This is a genomic window from Stenotrophomonas sp. LGBM10, from assembly GCF_046736075.1.
In the GTDB taxonomy this organism is placed as follows: domain Bacteria; phylum Pseudomonadota; class Gammaproteobacteria; order Xanthomonadales; family Xanthomonadaceae; genus Stenotrophomonas.
The window spans coordinates 1,638,535-1,654,603 of sequence record NZ_CP177163.1; the positions used below are offsets into that span (position 1 = coordinate 1,638,535).

The 16,069-nt window shown below is 65.6% G+C and carries 16 protein-coding genes; 2 read left to right on the forward strand and 14 right to left on the reverse strand.

Annotation, left to right across the window (positions count from 1 at the left end):
* Window positions 1-92: 92 nt before the first annotated feature.
* Complete coding sequence (gene glmU, locus ACLB90_RS06920; RefSeq protein ID WP_411852234.1) at window positions 93-1,457, reverse strand: bifunctional UDP-N-acetylglucosamine diphosphorylase/glucosamine-1-phosphate N-acetyltransferase GlmU; 1,365 nt, start codon at window positions 1,455-1,457, stop codon at window positions 93-95.
* 85 nt (window positions 1,458-1,542) lie between these two features.
* Between glmU and ACLB90_RS06925 the strand changes: the two genes are divergently transcribed.
* Entirely contained in the window at window positions 1,543-1,926 is a 384-nt protein-coding gene (locus ACLB90_RS06925) for a GtrA family protein (protein WP_411852235.1), read from the forward strand.
* A gap of 63 nt (window positions 1,927-1,989) precedes the next feature.
* On the opposite strand, the gene ACLB90_RS06930 is transcribed toward ACLB90_RS06925, so the two are convergent.
* The 9 genes from ACLB90_RS06930 to ACLB90_RS06970 all read right to left on the reverse strand — a co-directional run bounded on the left by ACLB90_RS06930 (window position 1,990) and on the right by ACLB90_RS06970 (window position 9,215).
* Window positions 1,990-2,412 (reverse strand): F0F1 ATP synthase subunit epsilon, encoded by a 423-nt coding sequence (locus ACLB90_RS06930; protein ID WP_017354877.1) that lies wholly within the window; start codon window positions 2,410-2,412, stop codon window positions 1,990-1,992.
* Window positions 2,413-2,523: 111 nt separating this feature from the next.
* On the reverse strand, window positions 2,524-3,930 hold the full coding sequence (gene atpD / locus ACLB90_RS06935) for a F0F1 ATP synthase subunit beta (RefSeq protein WP_017354878.1): 1,407 nt from the start codon (window positions 3,928-3,930) through the stop codon (window positions 2,524-2,526).
* Between the two features lie 38 nt (window positions 3,931-3,968).
* On the reverse strand, window positions 3,969-4,832 hold the full coding sequence (atpG, locus tag ACLB90_RS06940) for a F0F1 ATP synthase subunit gamma (protein WP_411852236.1): 864 nt from the start codon (window positions 4,830-4,832) through the stop codon (window positions 3,969-3,971).
* A gap of 78 nt (window positions 4,833-4,910) precedes the next feature.
* The gene (atpA, locus tag ACLB90_RS06945) at window positions 4,911-6,458 is read right to left on the reverse strand and encodes a F0F1 ATP synthase subunit alpha (protein ID WP_411852237.1); all 1,548 of its coding nucleotides are present in this window, start codon (window positions 6,456-6,458) and stop codon (window positions 4,911-4,913) included.
* A 44-nt stretch (window positions 6,459-6,502) separates the two neighbouring features.
* The gene (locus ACLB90_RS06950) at window positions 6,503-7,030 is read right to left on the reverse strand and encodes a F0F1 ATP synthase subunit delta (RefSeq protein ID WP_017354881.1); all 528 of its coding nucleotides are present in this window, start codon (window positions 7,028-7,030) and stop codon (window positions 6,503-6,505) included.
* Window positions 7,031-7,033: 3 nt separating this feature from the next.
* Window positions 7,034-7,504: a F0F1 ATP synthase subunit B gene (locus tag ACLB90_RS06955; protein WP_019183632.1), complete on the reverse strand. Its 471-nt coding sequence runs from the start codon at window positions 7,502-7,504 to the stop codon at window positions 7,034-7,036.
* Window positions 7,505-7,615: 111 nt separating this feature from the next.
* Window positions 7,616-7,918 carry a F0F1 ATP synthase subunit C gene (gene atpE, locus ACLB90_RS06960; protein ID WP_017354883.1) on the reverse strand — a complete coding sequence of 101 codons (303 nt, stop codon included), beginning with the start codon at window positions 7,916-7,918 and terminating at the stop codon, window positions 7,616-7,618.
* A 66-nt stretch (window positions 7,919-7,984) separates the two neighbouring features.
* A complete protein-coding gene (atpB, locus tag ACLB90_RS06965) occupies window positions 7,985-8,815 on the reverse strand; it encodes a F0F1 ATP synthase subunit A (RefSeq protein ID WP_411852238.1) in 831 nt (276 codons plus the stop codon).
* A 31-nt stretch (window positions 8,816-8,846) separates the two neighbouring features.
* Complete coding sequence (locus ACLB90_RS06970; RefSeq protein WP_172407534.1) at window positions 8,847-9,215, reverse strand: hypothetical protein; 369 nt, start codon at window positions 9,213-9,215, stop codon at window positions 8,847-8,849.
* A 534-nt stretch (window positions 9,216-9,749) separates the two neighbouring features.
* Between ACLB90_RS06970 and ACLB90_RS06975 the strand changes: the two genes are divergently transcribed.
* Entirely contained in the window at window positions 9,750-10,559 is an 810-nt protein-coding gene (locus ACLB90_RS06975) for a hypothetical protein (protein WP_411852714.1), read from the forward strand.
* Between the two features lie 750 nt (window positions 10,560-11,309).
* Here ACLB90_RS06975 and lpdA read toward each other — a convergent pair.
* From lpdA to ACLB90_RS06995, 4 genes are all read right to left on the reverse strand, one after another.
* A complete protein-coding gene (gene lpdA / locus ACLB90_RS06980) occupies window positions 11,310-13,118 on the reverse strand; it encodes a dihydrolipoyl dehydrogenase (protein ID WP_411852239.1) in 1,809 nt (602 codons plus the stop codon).
* 17 nt (window positions 13,119-13,135) lie between these two features.
* Complete coding sequence (locus tag ACLB90_RS06985) at window positions 13,136-13,762, reverse strand: hypothetical protein (RefSeq protein ID WP_411852240.1); 627 nt, start codon at window positions 13,760-13,762, stop codon at window positions 13,136-13,138.
* A gap of 44 nt (window positions 13,763-13,806) precedes the next feature.
* Window positions 13,807-15,192, reverse strand: coding sequence for a dihydrolipoyllysine-residue acetyltransferase (gene aceF / locus ACLB90_RS06990; RefSeq protein ID WP_411852241.1), 1,386 nt, complete (start codon window positions 15,190-15,192; stop codon window positions 13,807-13,809).
* A 210-nt stretch (window positions 15,193-15,402) separates the two neighbouring features.
* The gene (locus ACLB90_RS06995) at window positions 15,403-15,915 is read right to left on the reverse strand and encodes a DNA-deoxyinosine glycosylase (RefSeq protein WP_411852242.1); all 513 of its coding nucleotides are present in this window, start codon (window positions 15,913-15,915) and stop codon (window positions 15,403-15,405) included.
* Window positions 15,916-16,069: the final 154 nt, after the last annotated feature.

Here is a 16,069-nt window from a genome sequence, read left to right on the forward strand (position 1 = left end):
GTAGGTGACGACCGTTGGTCGTCACGCCAATGGTGGGTGACGACCGCTGGTCGTCACGGCAATGGTGGGTGACGACCGCTGGTCGTCACGCCTTACCGCTTCACCGGCCGCTTCCAGCCATCAATGGTTTCCTGGCGCGCACGTGCCACCGTCAGCTTGCCCTCCGGCGCATGGCGGGTGATCACCGAGCCCGCCGCGATGGTCGCGCCCTGCCCGATCTCCACCGGTGCCACCAGCGAGCTGTTGGAGCCGATGAAGGCGTGGTCGCCGATGGTGGTCTGCGACTTGTTCACGCCGTCGTAGTTGCAGGTGATGGTGCCGGCGCCGATGTTGACCTTGCTGCCGATCACCGCATCGCCAAGATAGGTCAGGTGGTTGGCCTTGCTGCCCGCGCCCAGCACCACTTTCTTGGTCTCCACGAAGTTGCCCACGTGCGAACCTTCGGCAAGCACCGTGCCGGGACGCAGGCGCGCGAACGGGCCGATGTCGGCCGCGCCCTCGCTGACCACCCCGTCGAGGTCGCAATGCGGCTTGACCACGGTACCGGCGGCGAGCCGCACGTCCTTGAGCCGGGTGAACGCGCCGATGCTGACGCCGTCGCCCAGCTCGACCTCACCCTCCAGGATCACGTTGACGTCGATCTGCACGTCGCTGCCCACGCGCACCGTGCCGCGGATGTCCAGGCGCGCCGGGTCGAGCACGCGCGCGCCCTGGGCGCACAGCGCACGCACCGCGCGCAGCTGCCACGCACGTTCCAGCTGGGACAGCTGCCACGGGTCGTTGGCGCCTTCGGCTTCCTGCGCGTCGTGCACGAACGCCATCTCCGCCGGGGTGTAGTCGCCGGCCGCGGCAGCGAACACGTCGGTCAGGTAGTACTCGCCCTGCGCGTTGGCGTTGGAGAGCTGGGACAGCCAGCGACGCAGCGCGGTGGACTCGGCCGTGATGATGCCGGTGTTGATCGTGCGGATGGCGCGCTGCTCGTCGTTGGCGTCCTTCTGTTCAACGATGGCGGCCACCTTGCCTTCGGCATTGCGCACGATGCGACCGTAGCCGGTGGGATTGGCCATCTCGGCCACCAGCACCGCCAGCCGCCCGGGCTGGGACAGCAGGTGGCGCAGCGTCTCGGCGCGGATCAGCGGCACATCGCCGTACAGCACCAGCACGGTGGCCGCGTCGGGCACCTCGGGCATCGCCTGCAGCACCGCATGACCGGTGCCCAGCTGTTGCGACTGCGCTGCCCAGTGCAGATCAGGCTGGTCGGCGAACGCCTGCTGCACGGCTTCGCCGCCATGCCCGTACACCACATGGATGGCGGCCGGCTGCAGGTCGCGCGCCGCGTCGATCACGTGGGCGAGCATCGGCCGCCCGGCAATCGGCTGCAGCACTTTGGGCAGTGCCGACTTCATGCGCTTGCCGGCACCGGCGGCCAGGATGATCACGTGCAGGGGCTGGGTCATGGTCGATCGCGTTCCAGGGAATCGTGGAAGGGAATTCTAGTGCCACGCTCGTTAACATGTGGACTCCTTCCGCGCGAAACACTCCGTGAGCCTGATCCGCCAGGGCAGCAGCTATCTCGCCATCGGCCTGCTCCAGCTGGCGCTGGACTGGGCGCTGTTCGTGGCCGGCACCGCGCTCGGCGTGCCCACGGTGCCGGGCAACCTGATCGGCCGCGTCGGCGGGATGCTGCTCGGCTTCTGGCTCAATGGCCGCTATACGTTTGCCGAGCAGGGGCGGCAGCGCCTGGGGTGGCGCCGCTTCGCGCGCTTCCTGGCGGTCTGGCTGCTGCTGACGGCCATCAGTACGGTACTGGTCGCCCTGGTGGCCACCCACCTTGGCCTGCGCAATGCATGGCTGGCCAAACCGGTGGTCGAGGCCGCGTTGGCCACGCTGTCGTTCGTTCTGCTGCGGCACGTGGTCTACCGCTGACAAAAAAAAACGCCGGCAAGCCGGCGTTCTCCCTTCGCAGCGGGCGCCGTCGCGCCCTACCGCTTAGTGCTTCAGATTCTTGCGCAGGCGTTCGAGGGCCTGCAGCTGGGCGGTGACTTCAGCCAGACGCTGCTGGGCTTCGGCCACTTCCATCGCTTCGCCACGGTTGGCCAGGATGCGCTCGGCTTCTTCCTTGGCCTTGCGGACCGAGGCTTCGTCGATGTCCTGGGCGCGGATCGCGGTGTCGGCAAGCACGGTCACCACCTGCGGCTGCACTTCAAGGATGCCGCCGGAAATGGCGAAATCCAGCTGCTCGCCGCTCGGCGTGGTCACCACCACCTTGCCCGGCTTCAGGCGCGTGATCAGCGGGGCGTGCTTGGGCGCGATGCCCAGTTCGCCCAGCTCACCGGTGGCCACGACCAGGGTAGCCTCGCCACGGAAGATTTCCTGCTCGGCGCTGACGATGTCGCAACGGATGGTGCTCATGAAACTCTCTTCGCTAGGGGGCGGGTTGAACCCACCGCAGGTTTTCCGCAGCGGTGGGCCTTCGCCCACCCCGTGTCACGGTCGGGACGGGCCATGCCCGTCCCTGCCGCATCAGGCCTTCTCGGCCATCTTCTTGGCCTTCTCGACCGCTTCTTCGATGCTGCCGACCATGTAGAACGCCTGTTCCGGCAGGTGGTCGTATTCGCCATCGACGATGGCCTTGAAGCCACGGATGGTGTCCTTCAGCGACACGTACTTGCCCGGCGAACCGGTGAACACTTCGGCCACGTGGAACGGCTGGCTGAAGAAGCGCTCGATCTTGCGGGCGCGCGACACGGCCTGCTTGTCTTCTTCGGACAGTTCGTCCATGCCCAGGATGGCGATGATGTCCTTCAGTTCCTTGTACTTCTGCAGGGTCTGCTGGACGCGCTGGGCGGTGTCGTAGTGCTCGTGGCCGATGACCAGCGGGTCCATCTGGCGGCTGGTGGAGTCCAGCGGATCGACGGCCGGGTAGATACCCAGCGAGGCGATCGAACGCGACAGGGTCACGGTCGAGTCCAGGTGGGCGAAGGTGGTCGCCGGCGACGGGTCGGTCAAGTCATCCGCGGGCACGTACACGGCCTGGATCGAGGTGATCGAACCGTTCTTGGTCGAGGTGATGCGCTCCTGCAGGACGCCCATTTCCTCGGCCAGGGTCGGCTGGTAGCCCACGGCCGACGGCATACGACCCAGCAGTGCCGACACTTCGGTACCGGCCAGGGTGTAGCGGTAGATGTTGTCGACGAACAGCAGCACGTCCTTGCCCTTGCCGTTTTCGTCCTTCTCGTCGCGGAAGTACTCGGCCATCGTCAGGCCGGTCAGCGCGACGCGCAGGCGGTTGCCCGGCGGCTCGTTCATCTGGCCGTACACCATCGCGACCTTGTCCAGGACGTTGGAGTCCTTCATCTCGTGGTAGAAGTCGTTGCCCTCACGGGTACGCTCACCCACGCCGGCGAACACGGACAGACCGCTGTGCGCCTTGGCGATGTTGTTGATCAGTTCCATCATGTTGACGGTCTTGCCGACGCCGGCGCCGCCGAACAGGCCGACCTTGCCGCCCTTGGCGAACGGGCACATCAGGTCGATGACCTTGATGCCGGTTTCCAGCAGCTCGGTGGCCGGGGACTGGTCTTCGTACGACGGGGCTTCGCGGTGGATTTCCCAGCTGTCGCTGGCGGCCACCGGGCCGGCTTCGTCGATCGGACGGCCCAGCACGTCCATGATGCGGCCCAGGGTGCCTGCACCGACCGGCACCGAGATGGCGCGTTCGGTGTTGGTGGCAACCAGGTTGCGCTTCAGGCCGTCGGTGGAGCCCAGCGCGATGCAGCGGACCACGCCGTCACCCAGCTGCTGCTGCACTTCCAGCGTGATTTCGGTGTTGTCCACCTTCAGCGCGTGGTACACCTTCGGCACCGACTCGCGGGGGAATTCCACGTCGACGACGGCGCCGATGATCTGAACGATCTTGCCCTGACTCATTGCTGCATCCTCTAAATTAAATGCTTTGACTGCGCGCGTCAGACTGCTGCCGCGCCGCCGACGATTTCCGAAATTTCCTGGGTGATCGCTGCCTGGCGCGCCTTGTTGTAGACGAGCTGCAGGGTTCCGATCAGCTTGTTCGCGTTGTCGCTGGCCGACTTCATCGCGACCATGCGTGCCGCATGCTCGGAGGCCACGTTTTCCAGTACAGCCTGGTACACCAGCGATTCGACGTAACGCGTCATCACGTGCTCGAGCACGGTCGCGGCGTCGGGTTCGTACAGGTAGTCCCAGTCGTGGTGCGCAACCTGCTTCTCAGCGGCCGGCAACGGCAGCAGCTGGTCGAAGCTGGCCTTCTGGGTCATCGTGTTGATGAAGCGGTTGTAGACCAGGTAGACGCGGTCGACCTTGCCCTCGGTGAATGCATCGAGCATCACCTTGATCACGCCGATCAGCTGTTCCAGGTGCGGCACGTCGCCCATGTGGGTGACGGTACCGACCATGTTGACCTTGACCCGGCGGAAGAAGGTGGAGGCCTTCTGGCCGATGGTCACCACGTCGATCTCGGCGCCCTTGTCCTGCCACTCGCGCACTTCGCCGAGCATCTTGCGGAACAGGTTGTTGTTCAGGCCGCCGGCCAGGCCGCGGTCGGAAGAGACCACGATGTAGCCCACGCGCTTCACTTCATCGCGCTGGACCAGGAACGGATGCTGGTAGTCGGTGCTGGCCTGCGCCAGGTGGCCGATCACCTGCTTCATCGCCTGCGCATACGGACGCGACGTCTTCATCCGCTCCTGCGCCTTGCGGATTTTGGAAGCCGAGACCATTTCGAGCGCGCGCGTCACCTTGCGGGTGTTCTGCACGCTCTTGATCTTGGTTTTGATTTCGCGTCCGCTTGCCATCTTTGATTCCCGTAGAGCGGGGCTCTGCCCCGCTGCATTCAACGGTGAGGCGGGGCTGAGCCCCGCCGCACGTTCGTCTTACCAGCTGCCGGTGGTCTTGAACTCGGCGATGCCCTTCTTGAAGGCAGCTTCGATGTCGTTGTCCCAACCGCCGGTGGCGTTGACCTTGCCGATCAGTTCGCCCTGGGTGTTGGCGAAGTGCGCGTGCAGGCCTTCTTCGAAGGCCAGCAGCTTGTTGACCGGCACGTCGTCGAGGTAACCCTCGTTGACGGCGTAGATCGACAGCGCCTGGTTGGCGATCGACATCGGGGCGTACTGCTTCTGCTTCATCAGCTCGGTGACGCGCTGACCGCGCTCCAGCTGCTTGCGGGTGGCTTCGTCCAGGTCCGAGGCGAACTGCGCGAAGGCCGCCAGCTCACGGTACTGGGCCAGCGAGATACGGATGCCGCCGGACAGCTTCTTGATGATCTTGGTCTGGGCCGCACCACCAACGCGCGACACCGAGATACCGGCGTTCACGGCCGGGCGGATGCCCGAGTTGAACAGGTCGGTTTCCAGGAAGATCTGGCCGTCGGTGATCGAGATCACGTTGGTCGGCACGAACGCCGAGACGTCGCCGGCCTGGGTTTCGATGATCGGCAGCGCGGTCAGCGAGCCGGTCTTGCCCTTGACGGCGCCGTTGGTGAACTTCTCCACATACTCTTCGGACACGCGGGCTGCGCGCTCGAGCAGGCGGGAGTGCAGGTAGAACACGTCACCCGGGTAGGCTTCACGGCCCGGCGGGCGCTTCAGCAGCAGCGAGATCTGGCGGTAGGCCACGGCCTGCTTGGACAGATCGTCGTACACGATCAGCGCGTCTTCGCCGCGGTCCATGAAGTACTCACCCATGGTGCAGCCCGAGTAGGCGCTGATGTACTGCATGGCGGCCGATTCGGACGCAGTGGCGGCCACGACCACGGTGTGGGCCAGGGCGCCGTTCTCTTCCAGCTTGCGCACGATGTTGGCCACGGTCGAGGCCTTCTGGCCGATCGCGACGTACACGCACTTGATGCCGGTGTCCTTCTGGTTGATCACCGCATCGATGGCCAGGGCGGTCTTGCCGGTCTGGCGGTCACCGATGACCAGCTCGCGCTGGCCGCGGCCGATCGGGATCATCGAGTCGACCGACTTGTAACCGGTCTGCACCGGCTGGTCGACCGACTTGCGCCAGATCACGCCCGGGGCAACGCGTTCCACCGGGGCGGTGGCCTGCGCGGCGATCGGACCCTTGCCGTCGATCGGCTCACCGAGCGCGTTCACCACGCGACCCAGCATTTCCGGACCGACCGGCACTTCCAGGATGCGGCCGGTGGTCTTGGCGACATCGCCTTCGCGCAGGTGCTCGTACCCACCCAGGACCACGGCGCCGACCGAGTCGCGCTCCAGGTTCAGGGCCAGGGCGAAGGTGTTGTTCGGCAGTTCGATCATTTCGCCCTGCATCACGTCGGCCAGACCGAAGATGCGCACGATGCCGTCGGACACGCTGGTCACGGTGCCTTCGTTGCGCGATTCCGCGGCCAGCTTGACCTTCTCGATGCGGTTCTTGATCAGTTCGCTGATTTCGGAGGGGTTGAGCGTGGTTGCCATCGTCAAGTCCTAGTGCCGGCGATCACGCCGGACGTTAAATGAATTCAGTTAGCGAGCGCGGTCTGCAGGCGCGACAGCTTGCCCTTGAGCGAGCCATCGATCACCACGTCGCCGGCATCGATCACGGCACCACCGATCAGCGACGCATCGACCGCGGTCGACACCTCCACTTCGCGGCCGAAGCGCTTGCGCAGCGCGGCCTTGATGGCGTCCAGTTCCGATGCGGACAGTTCAGTGGCGGACGTCACCGTGGCCTTGACCACGTGTTCCGCTTCGGCGCGCAGCTGGTCGTACATGCCGGCGATTTCCGGCAGCAGCGGCAGGCGATGCGCCTCGGCCAGGATGGCCAGGAAGCGACCGAAGGTCTCGCCGGCCGATTCCGGTGCCAGCAACGCGACGGCATCGTCGCGCTCCAGTTCCGGGTTCGACAGCAGGGCCGCCACGCGCGGGTCGGCAGCTACGTGGGCGGAGAACGCAAGCGCGTCCGACCACGGCGCGAACGTGCCTTCGTCGCGCGCGGTCGCGAACGCGGCGCGGGCATACGGGCGTGCAAGCGTGAGGGCCTGGCTCATCGATCAGATCTCCGATGCCAGCTCGTCGAGCAGCGCCTTGTGGGCGTTGGCGTCGATTTCGCGCTTGAGCAGCTTTTCGGCACCGCTCACGGCCAGCGCGGACACCTGCTTGCGCAGATCTTCACGGGCACGGTTGGCGGCAGCTTCGATCTCGGCGTGGGCCAGATCTTTCTGGCGGTTGGCTTCGACGATGGCTTCGTTCTTGGCAGCATCAACGATCTGGTTGGCGCGGGCATGGGCCTGATCGATGATCTCGTTGGCCTTGGTGCGCGCATCCTTCAGGGCATCGTTGACCTTTTCCTGCGCCTGGGCCAGATCTTTCTGGCTGCGGTCGGCAGCGGCGAGGCCTTCAGCGATCTTCTGCTGACGCTCTTCGATGGCGTTCATCAGCGGCGGCCAGATCTTGGTCGCGATGATCCAGATCAGACCGGCAAACGCCAGTCCCTGGGCAACGAGGGTAAAACCGATATCCATGGGGTTCGCTCAATCGGGGGTGACGGGGTGGATGGGCCGCCTTGGCGGCGCATCCGATCCTTCATCCGCGATCAGGCGCACAAGGCGCCTGATCGTTTCGCTGTTGCTGGATTAACCAGCAACCTGCGGCAGGCGTGCAACGAACTCGCCGATCATCGGGTTGGCGAAGGCCAGCAGCAGGCCGACGGCGACCGAGATGATGAACGCGGCGTCGATCAGGCCGGCGGTGATGAACATGCGGACCTGCAGAACCGGAATCAGTTCCGGCTGACGGGCAGCCGATTCCAGGAACTTACCGGCCATGATGGCCAGACCGAGACCGGCACCCAGCGCGGCCAGGCCGATCATGATGCCGACGGCGAGGACGGTGGAGCTCTGGACTTGGGCGAGGTTGGTCAGGACGGCGAAGTACATGGTTTTCTCCTGGAACTTTGAATAGCTAAGGGTTTAGAAACAAACGGATGAAGGGTGAAGCGGAACTCAGTGAGCGTCTTCCGACAGGCTCAGGTACACGATGGACAACATCATGAAGATGAACGCCTGCAGCGGAATCACCAGCAGGTGGAACAGCATCCAGCCCAGGCCGAATGCACCGCCTGCGATGGCACCGGCGATACCGGCACCGCCCAGCACCCAGATCAGCAGGAAGACGATCTCGCCGCCGAACATGTTGCCGAACAGTCGCATCGCCAGCGAAATCGGCTTGCTCAGCCATTCGACGATGTTGAGGATCAGGTTGAACGGCAGCATCCACTTGCCGAACGGCGCGGTCAGGAATTCCTTGGTGAAGCCACCCAGGCCCTTGGAACGCAGGCCGAAGAACAGCATCAGGAAGAACACGCTGATCGACATGCCCAGGGTGGCATTGACGTCGGCGGTCGGGACCGGCTTCCAGAAGGCGTAGTCGTGCGGATGGGCGGCGCCCATCAGACCTGCCACCCACTGGGTGAAGGCGTTCATCGGGAAACCGATGAAATCGGCCGGGATCATCTTGATGAGGTTCATCAGGAGGATCCAGAAGAAGATCGTGATCGCGATCGGGGTCACCAGCTTGCTGGTGCCGTGGTAGGTGTCCTTGGCCTGGCGGTCAACGAACTCCAGGCAGATCTCGACGAACGCCTGCCACTTGCCCGGAACGCCGGCAGTCGCCTTGCGGGTGGCCAGCCAGAAGCCGAACACCATGACCAGGCCCATCAGCACCGATGTGGCGAGAGTATCCAGATGCAGCGCCCACGGGCTGTCACGCATCACCACAAGATTCTGCAGGTGATGTTGGATGTAGGAGGTGGGAGTTAGCGCCTCGCCTGCCATGTGTCCGGAACCTTGAGTTAAATAAATTGGATCAGCGCCTGGCCAGAGCCAGGACCTGGAACATCAACCCGACGGCGATACCGGCCAGCAGCGCCAATGCAGGCAGCTTGAAGACCAGGAACCCCACCATCAGGACGCCGAATACGAGCACCCACTTTGCCACTACCGCCAGAATCAGGCGGGTCATCGCCGAACCTGCCGCCTGCACGCCACCGCCCAGCGCCATCCGTGCAGCCACCCAACCGGCGGCCGAGACCGCCACGCCGGAGAGCAGCGCCCCCAGGGCTGCCTTCGGGCCACCCCACAGCAGCAGGGCCAGAGCCAGGACAGCCACTGCAGCGAGCGGGTAAACCGCTGCGCGCAGCATCAGTCGCCGACCCGCGTCAACGGAGTTCAGCACGTGAATGTCCTGCATGGTTGTGAGTAGGAAAGGCCGAGGTCGCAAGCAAACGCCTCGTCGAGCCGCCAAATTATAGCAATGGGACAATTTGAGAGACAACCGGTCCCTGTTCATCCCGGATGTGAGCAGCCCGTTGGACCCCGGCCAACGCCTGTTCCACCAACGGTCCAATCGTGTCGGGACAGGGGCTGGCGATGACGCAATGCAGCATATTGAACTTTGGTCGCAGCGGCCGGTCTGATCGATCAGCCTGCTCCTGAATCCTCGTCGGCGTCCCGCGAGCAGGCCACCACCGGGTGACCCCGAAGCCCTCTCGGGGTCACCCTTTTTTATGGCAGCGCGCTGTCCCTGTCCTGCCCGCCGCTTGAACGCCACAGGACAGCGGTATCGGCCACTGCGCCAGACCGGCGGTCATCGCGCCCGCATGAACGGTACACACAGCGTCCACCATACGTTCACGAATGGTGGACGCGCGGCTGGGCAGAGTGATTCCACATCAATGAATCACTGCAAGGACACACACCGATGCGCCTGATGCTTTCCCTCCTCGCCCTGCCGCTGGCCGTGGCTGCGATCACCCACGCCGAAACCGCCAGTGCCGCCGAGGGCGATGACCGCTTCGCGCTGCGCCTGGGCGCGATGAACATCGATTCGGACAACACCCTCCGCGGCAACACCACGGTGGCCGGCCAGGACGTGGGCTTCGACGAGGACTTCAAGCTTGGCGGCAAGGAGTGGGAGCCGCGCGTGGACGGCATGTTCCGCATCAGCAACCGCCAGCGCCTGCTGTTCAACTACTTCAAGTACGACAAGGATCGCCGCGAGACCCTCGATGACGGCGTCAGCTTCGGCGGCGTCAACGTGCCGGCCGGCAGCTTCATCAAGGGCGAGCTGAAGTATCAGGTGGCAAGCCTGGTGTACGACTACTCGGTCGTGGACACCGACAAGTTCGACCTGGGCCTGCAGATCGGTGCCGAATACGCCAAGGTCAGCACCAAGGCCTACGCCGACGTGGGCGATCTGTACCAGGGCCGCTTCCTGGATGAGAAGACCGACGGCGTGGCACCGGTGGTTGGCGCGCGCCTGAGCTTCACCCCGTCGGAGAAGTGGATGATCACTTTCCAGGGCCAGTACCTGAACACCGACTGGGGCAACTTCGACGACTACAAGGGCGACCTGAGCCGCGCCAATGCCATCGTTGATTACCGCCTCACCCAGAACTTCGGCCTCTTCGCCGGCTACGACTGGTTCAAGCTCGATGCCGACAAGAAGGGCAGCGACGGTACCATCGGCCTGAAGCAGGAATTCAAGGGCCCGGTGGCCGGTATCAGCGTCACGTTCTAACCCGCAACAGCCTCTCTCCGAACGCGGCAACAGGGTGACCTGTTGCCGCGTTTTTTGTTGTGGGCGCTGCTGGGGGGCGACGTCAAAAGCGCGGCGCCGCGGTTGCTATGGGAGGCGGGCACCGGATAGCCCTGACCGGGACACGCCGTGAACCCATCCCTGGGGGCTCGTCCAAAACATCCATGTTTTGGACGGTCCCGGTCAGGGCTATCCGGCACCCGCTGCCATGTTGGCCGCAGGCTGCGGAAGAAAGATCAACGTCTTGTCCCCTCCCGCCACACCACGACCCGCCATGAAACGCGCGCCGGGCAGCCCATGCCGGGGCCGTTGGGCGGCATGGATGCCGCCCACGAGCCCCCAGGGATGGGTTCACGGCGTGCCCCGGCATGGGCTGCCCGGTGCGCGTCCACGCGACATCAGAGGCGCCGCGCAGCCATCGCCACCGATTCGCTCAGCATCGGATGCCGAAGAAAGATCAACGTCTTGTCCCCTCCCGCCGCACCACGACCCGCCATGAAACGCGCGCCGGGCAGCCCATGCCGGGGCCGTTGGGCGGCATGGATGCCGCCCACGAGCCCCCAGGGATGGGTTTACGGCGTGCCCCGGCATGGGCTGCCCGGTGCGCGTCCACGCAGCATCGGAGGCGCCACGCCGTTGCCGTTGCCGTTGCTGCAGGGGTTGAACAAGAAAACCCGGCTTTCGCCGGGTTTTCCTGTTGAATCCGCGTCACCACCAACGGTGGTGCGCGACTTACTTCTTCTTGGGCATGTACAGATCGGTGATCGTGCCGTCGTAGATTTCCGCAGCCATCGCCACCGATTCGCTCAGCGTCGGATGCGCGTGGATGGTGTGGCCGATGTCTTCGGCCTCCGCGCCCATCTCGATCGCCAGGCCGATCTCGGCCAGCAGGTCACCGGCGTGCACACCGACGATCGCGCCGCCGATGATGCGGTGGGTCTCTTCGTCGAAGATCAGCTTGGTGAAGCCTTCGGTACGGCCGATGCCGATCGCGCGGCCGCTGGCGGCCCACGGGAACTTGGCCACGCCGACCTTCAACCCCTTGGCCTTCGCCTCGGTCTCGGTCACGCCGACCCACGCGATTTCCGGGTTGGTGTAGGCCACCGACGGAATCACCCGCGCCACCCACTCCTTCTTCTCGCCTGCGGCCACTTCGGCCGCCAGCTTGCCTTCGTGCGTGGCCTTGTGGGCCAGCATCGGGTTGCCGACGATGTCGCCGATGGCAAAGATGTGCGGCACATTGGTGCGCATCTGGCGGTCGGCGGGAATGAAGCCGCGCTCGGTCACCTGCACGCCGGCCTTCTCGGCATCGATCTTCTTGCCGTTCGGCGAACGGCCCACCGCGACCAGCACGCGATCGAAGGTGGTGGCCTCCAGGCCCGGCTTTTCGCCTTCCACGGCGGCTTCGAAGGACACCGTGATACCGGCCTTGTCCGCCTTGACGTCGGTCGCCTTGGTCTTCAGGTGCACCACGATGCCCTGCTTCTTCAGGCGGTCCGCCAGCGGCTTGACCAGGTCCTTGTCGGCGCCCGGCATCAGCTGGTCCATGAACTCGACCACGGTCACTTCACTGCCCAGCGCGCCGTACACGGTCGCCATTTCCAGGCCGATGATGCCGCCACCGACCACCAGCAGCTTGCCCGGCACATCGGCCAGTTCCAGCGCATCGGTGGAGTCCATCACGCGCTTGTCGTCCCACGGGAAGTTCGGCAGCTTCACCGCCTGCGAACCGGCGGCGATGATGCACTGCTCGAAGCGCAGCAGCTGGGTCTTGCCGTCGTCGCCGACGATCTCCAGCTCGTTGGCCGAGACAAACTTCGCCAGGCCCTGCACGGTGCGCACCTTGCGCTGCTTGGCCATGCCGGCCAGGCCCTTGGTCAGCTGGGTGACCACCTTTTCCTTGTAGCCGCGCAGCTTGTCCAGGGTGATGGTGGGCTTGCCGAACTCGACGCCGAAATCACCGGCGTGGGCCACCTCATCGATCACCGCCGCAGCATGCAGCAGCGCCTTGGAGGGAATGCAGCCCACATTGAGGCAGACGCCGCCGAGGCTGGCGTAACGCTCCACCAGCACGGTGTCCACGCCCAGATCGGCCGAACGGAACGCAGCGGTGTAACCGCCCGGACCTGCGCCCAGCACCACCATTTTGCATTCGATGTCGGCCGGCTTGCCCGAGGACAGCGCCGGCTGCGGCGCGGCCGGTTCGGCCGGGGCGCGGTGCGACGGGGTCACCGGCGGCTTGCTGGCCGGGGCGGCCGGTGCGGGTGCCGCAGCGGCGGCCGGGGCCGCCGGGGCGGCAGCGCCTTCGGCTTCCAGCACCACCACCACGTCGCCTTCGGACAACGAGTCGCCGAGCTTGACCTTGATTTCCTTGACCACGCCAGCGGCCGAGGACGGGACTTCCAGCGTGGCCTTGTCCGATTCCAGCGTGACCAGGCCCTGGTCCTTCTTCACCGTGTCGCCCACCGCGACCAGCAGTTCGATTACCGGTACATCGCTGTAATCGCCGATGTCGGGAACCTTGATTTCAATAGCGGCCATTCGTGTTCTCCTGGTGCTCAGCCGGCGTTGCCGCCGAGCAGTTGCTGCAGTTCGTCGAGCGACTCGTCCAGATCCTGCCAGCGACGGTCGAGCTTCTTTTCCTTGGTGTCGCTGGCTTCGATCAGCAGCGCCACCTGTTTCATGATCATCCTGCCGGCGCCGCACTCCGGGCGCGTACCGCTGTAACGCTCGCCATCGACCGTGAAGGACAGCACTTCGCCATCCAGCACGGGCGCCTTGCGATCGGCCGGCACGCCGGCATCCAGTGCGGCCTTCCAGCTGCGCACCAGGCGCTGCGCCAGCGCAGCCGGGATCCGCACCTGGTACTGGTCCGGCTCCTGGTCCACGCGCAGCTCCAGGCCACCCTGGCGCGCACTGTTGTTCCAGTTGTACACGCGCTTGTCGGCACGGCTGTAACGCAGGGTCCATTCCTGCTCATCGGTACCGGGCAGCAGCGCCACGCCGGTTTCGACACCGCTCTTGGGCAGCGTCACCAGCGACAGCGCGGGCTGCGCCTTGCCATCGAACAGGGTTTCCACCGCCTGGCCATAGTTGCCTACGGCCGGCGGCCAGCCCCGACCGAGGTCGGTGCTGCAGCCGGCAGCCCCTGCCTGTGCCACCGGCAGGAGCGCCAGCAGCGCCATCGCATGGAGCCGGACTCTGCCCGGCTGCAATGCCAGGCCTTGCCTCACAGGAGCACGCGCCGCATGTCGGCCAGCACCTGCGACAGGTAGGTGGTGAAGCGTGCGGCCAGCGCACCGTCGATGACGCGGTGGTCGTAGCTCAGCGACAGCGGCAGCATCAGCTTCGGGGCGAATTCCTTGCCGTTCCAGACCGGCTGGATCGACGACTTGGACACACCCAGGATCGCCACTTCCGGTGCATTGACGATCGGGGTGAACGCCGTGCCGCCGATGCCGCCCAGCGAGCTGATCGAGAAGCAGCCGCCGCTCATGTCGGCCGGGCCGAGCTTGCCGTCGCGCGCCTTTTTGGCCAGTTCGCCGGATTCCTGCGCGATCTGCACCACGCCCTTCTTGTCCACATCGCGGATCACCGGCACCACCAACCCGCTCGGGGTGTCGGCGGCAAAACCGATGTTGAAGTACTTCTTCAGGGTCAGGTTCTCGCCGCTGGCATCCAGCGAGGCGTTGAACTCCGGGAACTTCTTCAGCGCCGCGGCGCTGGCCTTGACCAGGAAGGCGAGCATGGTCAGCTTGATGCCGGCCTTCTCGTTTTCCTTGTTCAGCGCCACGCGCAGGGCTTCCAGCTCGGTGATGTCGGCCTGCTCGAACTGAGTGACGTGCGGAATCATCGCCCAGTTGCGGGCCAGGTTGGCACCGGAAATCTTCTTGATGCGCGACAGCGGCTGGACCTCGACCTCGCCAAACTTGGCAAAGTCGACCTTCGGCCAGGGCAGCAGGTTCAGCCCGCCGCCCGCGGCAACGGCGCCGCCCGCGGCCGGCACGCCGCCGGTCAGCGCGGACTTGACGAACTTCTGCACGTCGCCCTTGGTGATGCGGCCGCCCTTCTCGGTGCCGGTCAGCTGGTTCAGGTCGACGCCCAGCTCACGGGCGAACACGCGCACCGCCGGGGAGGCATACGGGACCTTCTGCGGCAGCACGCTGTCGGCGCTGAACTGCACCGGCGGGCTGCTCGGGGCGCCGGCCGAGGGGGCGGCGGCGGCCGGGGCGGGCTGGGTCGGCTTGGCGGCGGCCTGCTCGATTTCGCGCTCGGCCAGCTTGTCCGGCTGTGCCGGGGCGGCCACCGGCTCGACCTTGGTGGCGGTCTCGGCAGCGGCCGGGGCAGCTGCGGCGGCCGGCTTGGCCTCGCCTTCGGTCACTTCGATCAGGGCCACGACCTTGCCCTCGGAGAGGTTGTCGCCGACCTTGACCTTGATCTCCTTGACCACGCCCGCCACCGAGGACGGCACTTCCATCGTGGCCTTGTCCGACTCCAGCGTCACCAGACCCTGGTCTTTCTTGACGGTATCACCAACGGCGACAAGCACCTCGATTACCGGGATATCGCTGTAGTCACCGATATCGGGGACAAGTGCTTCCTTGATTTCGGCCATGGGGATAACTCCGGCAATCTGGTGTAGGGAATCCTCTATTGTGGGGGCAGGAGGCGCTAGCGCCAACCTGCTTGTGCCAATTTCAATGCCCCTGTCCCGGGACAGGCTGTTTCAGCGCGCGTTACATGCGCTGCGGCCGCGCGTACGCGCGCTTCCAGTCGGTGCCGTATTGTCCGCGCTGTCCCGGCGTCCATGCCGGCCACGGGACGCTCAGCGCGCCAGCGCCGCAGCCACGGGAGCCCAGGCGACCTGCAGGCGCGGCAGCGGCCAGGCCGCATTGGCCGGGCTGGTGGACGGCAGCGACCACACGGGCAGATCCCGTGCCCGCGCCGACAGCGACGGCGCGACATGCCGCAGGAAGGCACGGTGCGCCGTGCCGCCATTGCAGGCGATCGCGCGCAGCGCGGGCAGCGCGTCGATCAGTGCGGGCAGCGCATTGACCACTTCACTGCCACGCACGATCGACGCATCGAGGCTGCCCGTGCGTTCGCAGCGACCGATCACGTCCCACACGCCCACGCCGGCGGCAACGAGCGCGGCCATGCGCGCGGGATACGGCAGGTTCGCATCGATGCCGCACGCCGCCGCCATCAGCGGCCAGAACCGGTTGCGTGGATGCGCGTAGTACTGCGCCGCCTGCAACGACGCCACGCCGGGCATGGAACCGAGCACCAGCACGCGCACATGTGCGTCAACCTGCGCAGGAAGCCCTTCGCATTGCATGTTTTCCCTCACTCCGCGTGCAACTGCATGAATATCGACGGCCGCATGATCGCCCGTTTGCGCAGCGGTTTCGCGCTGTTCGCTGAACGGAACAAACCAATTTTTAACGCGCGTCGGATGCGATTCATGTTTCGGGGACTACGTTTGCCCCACC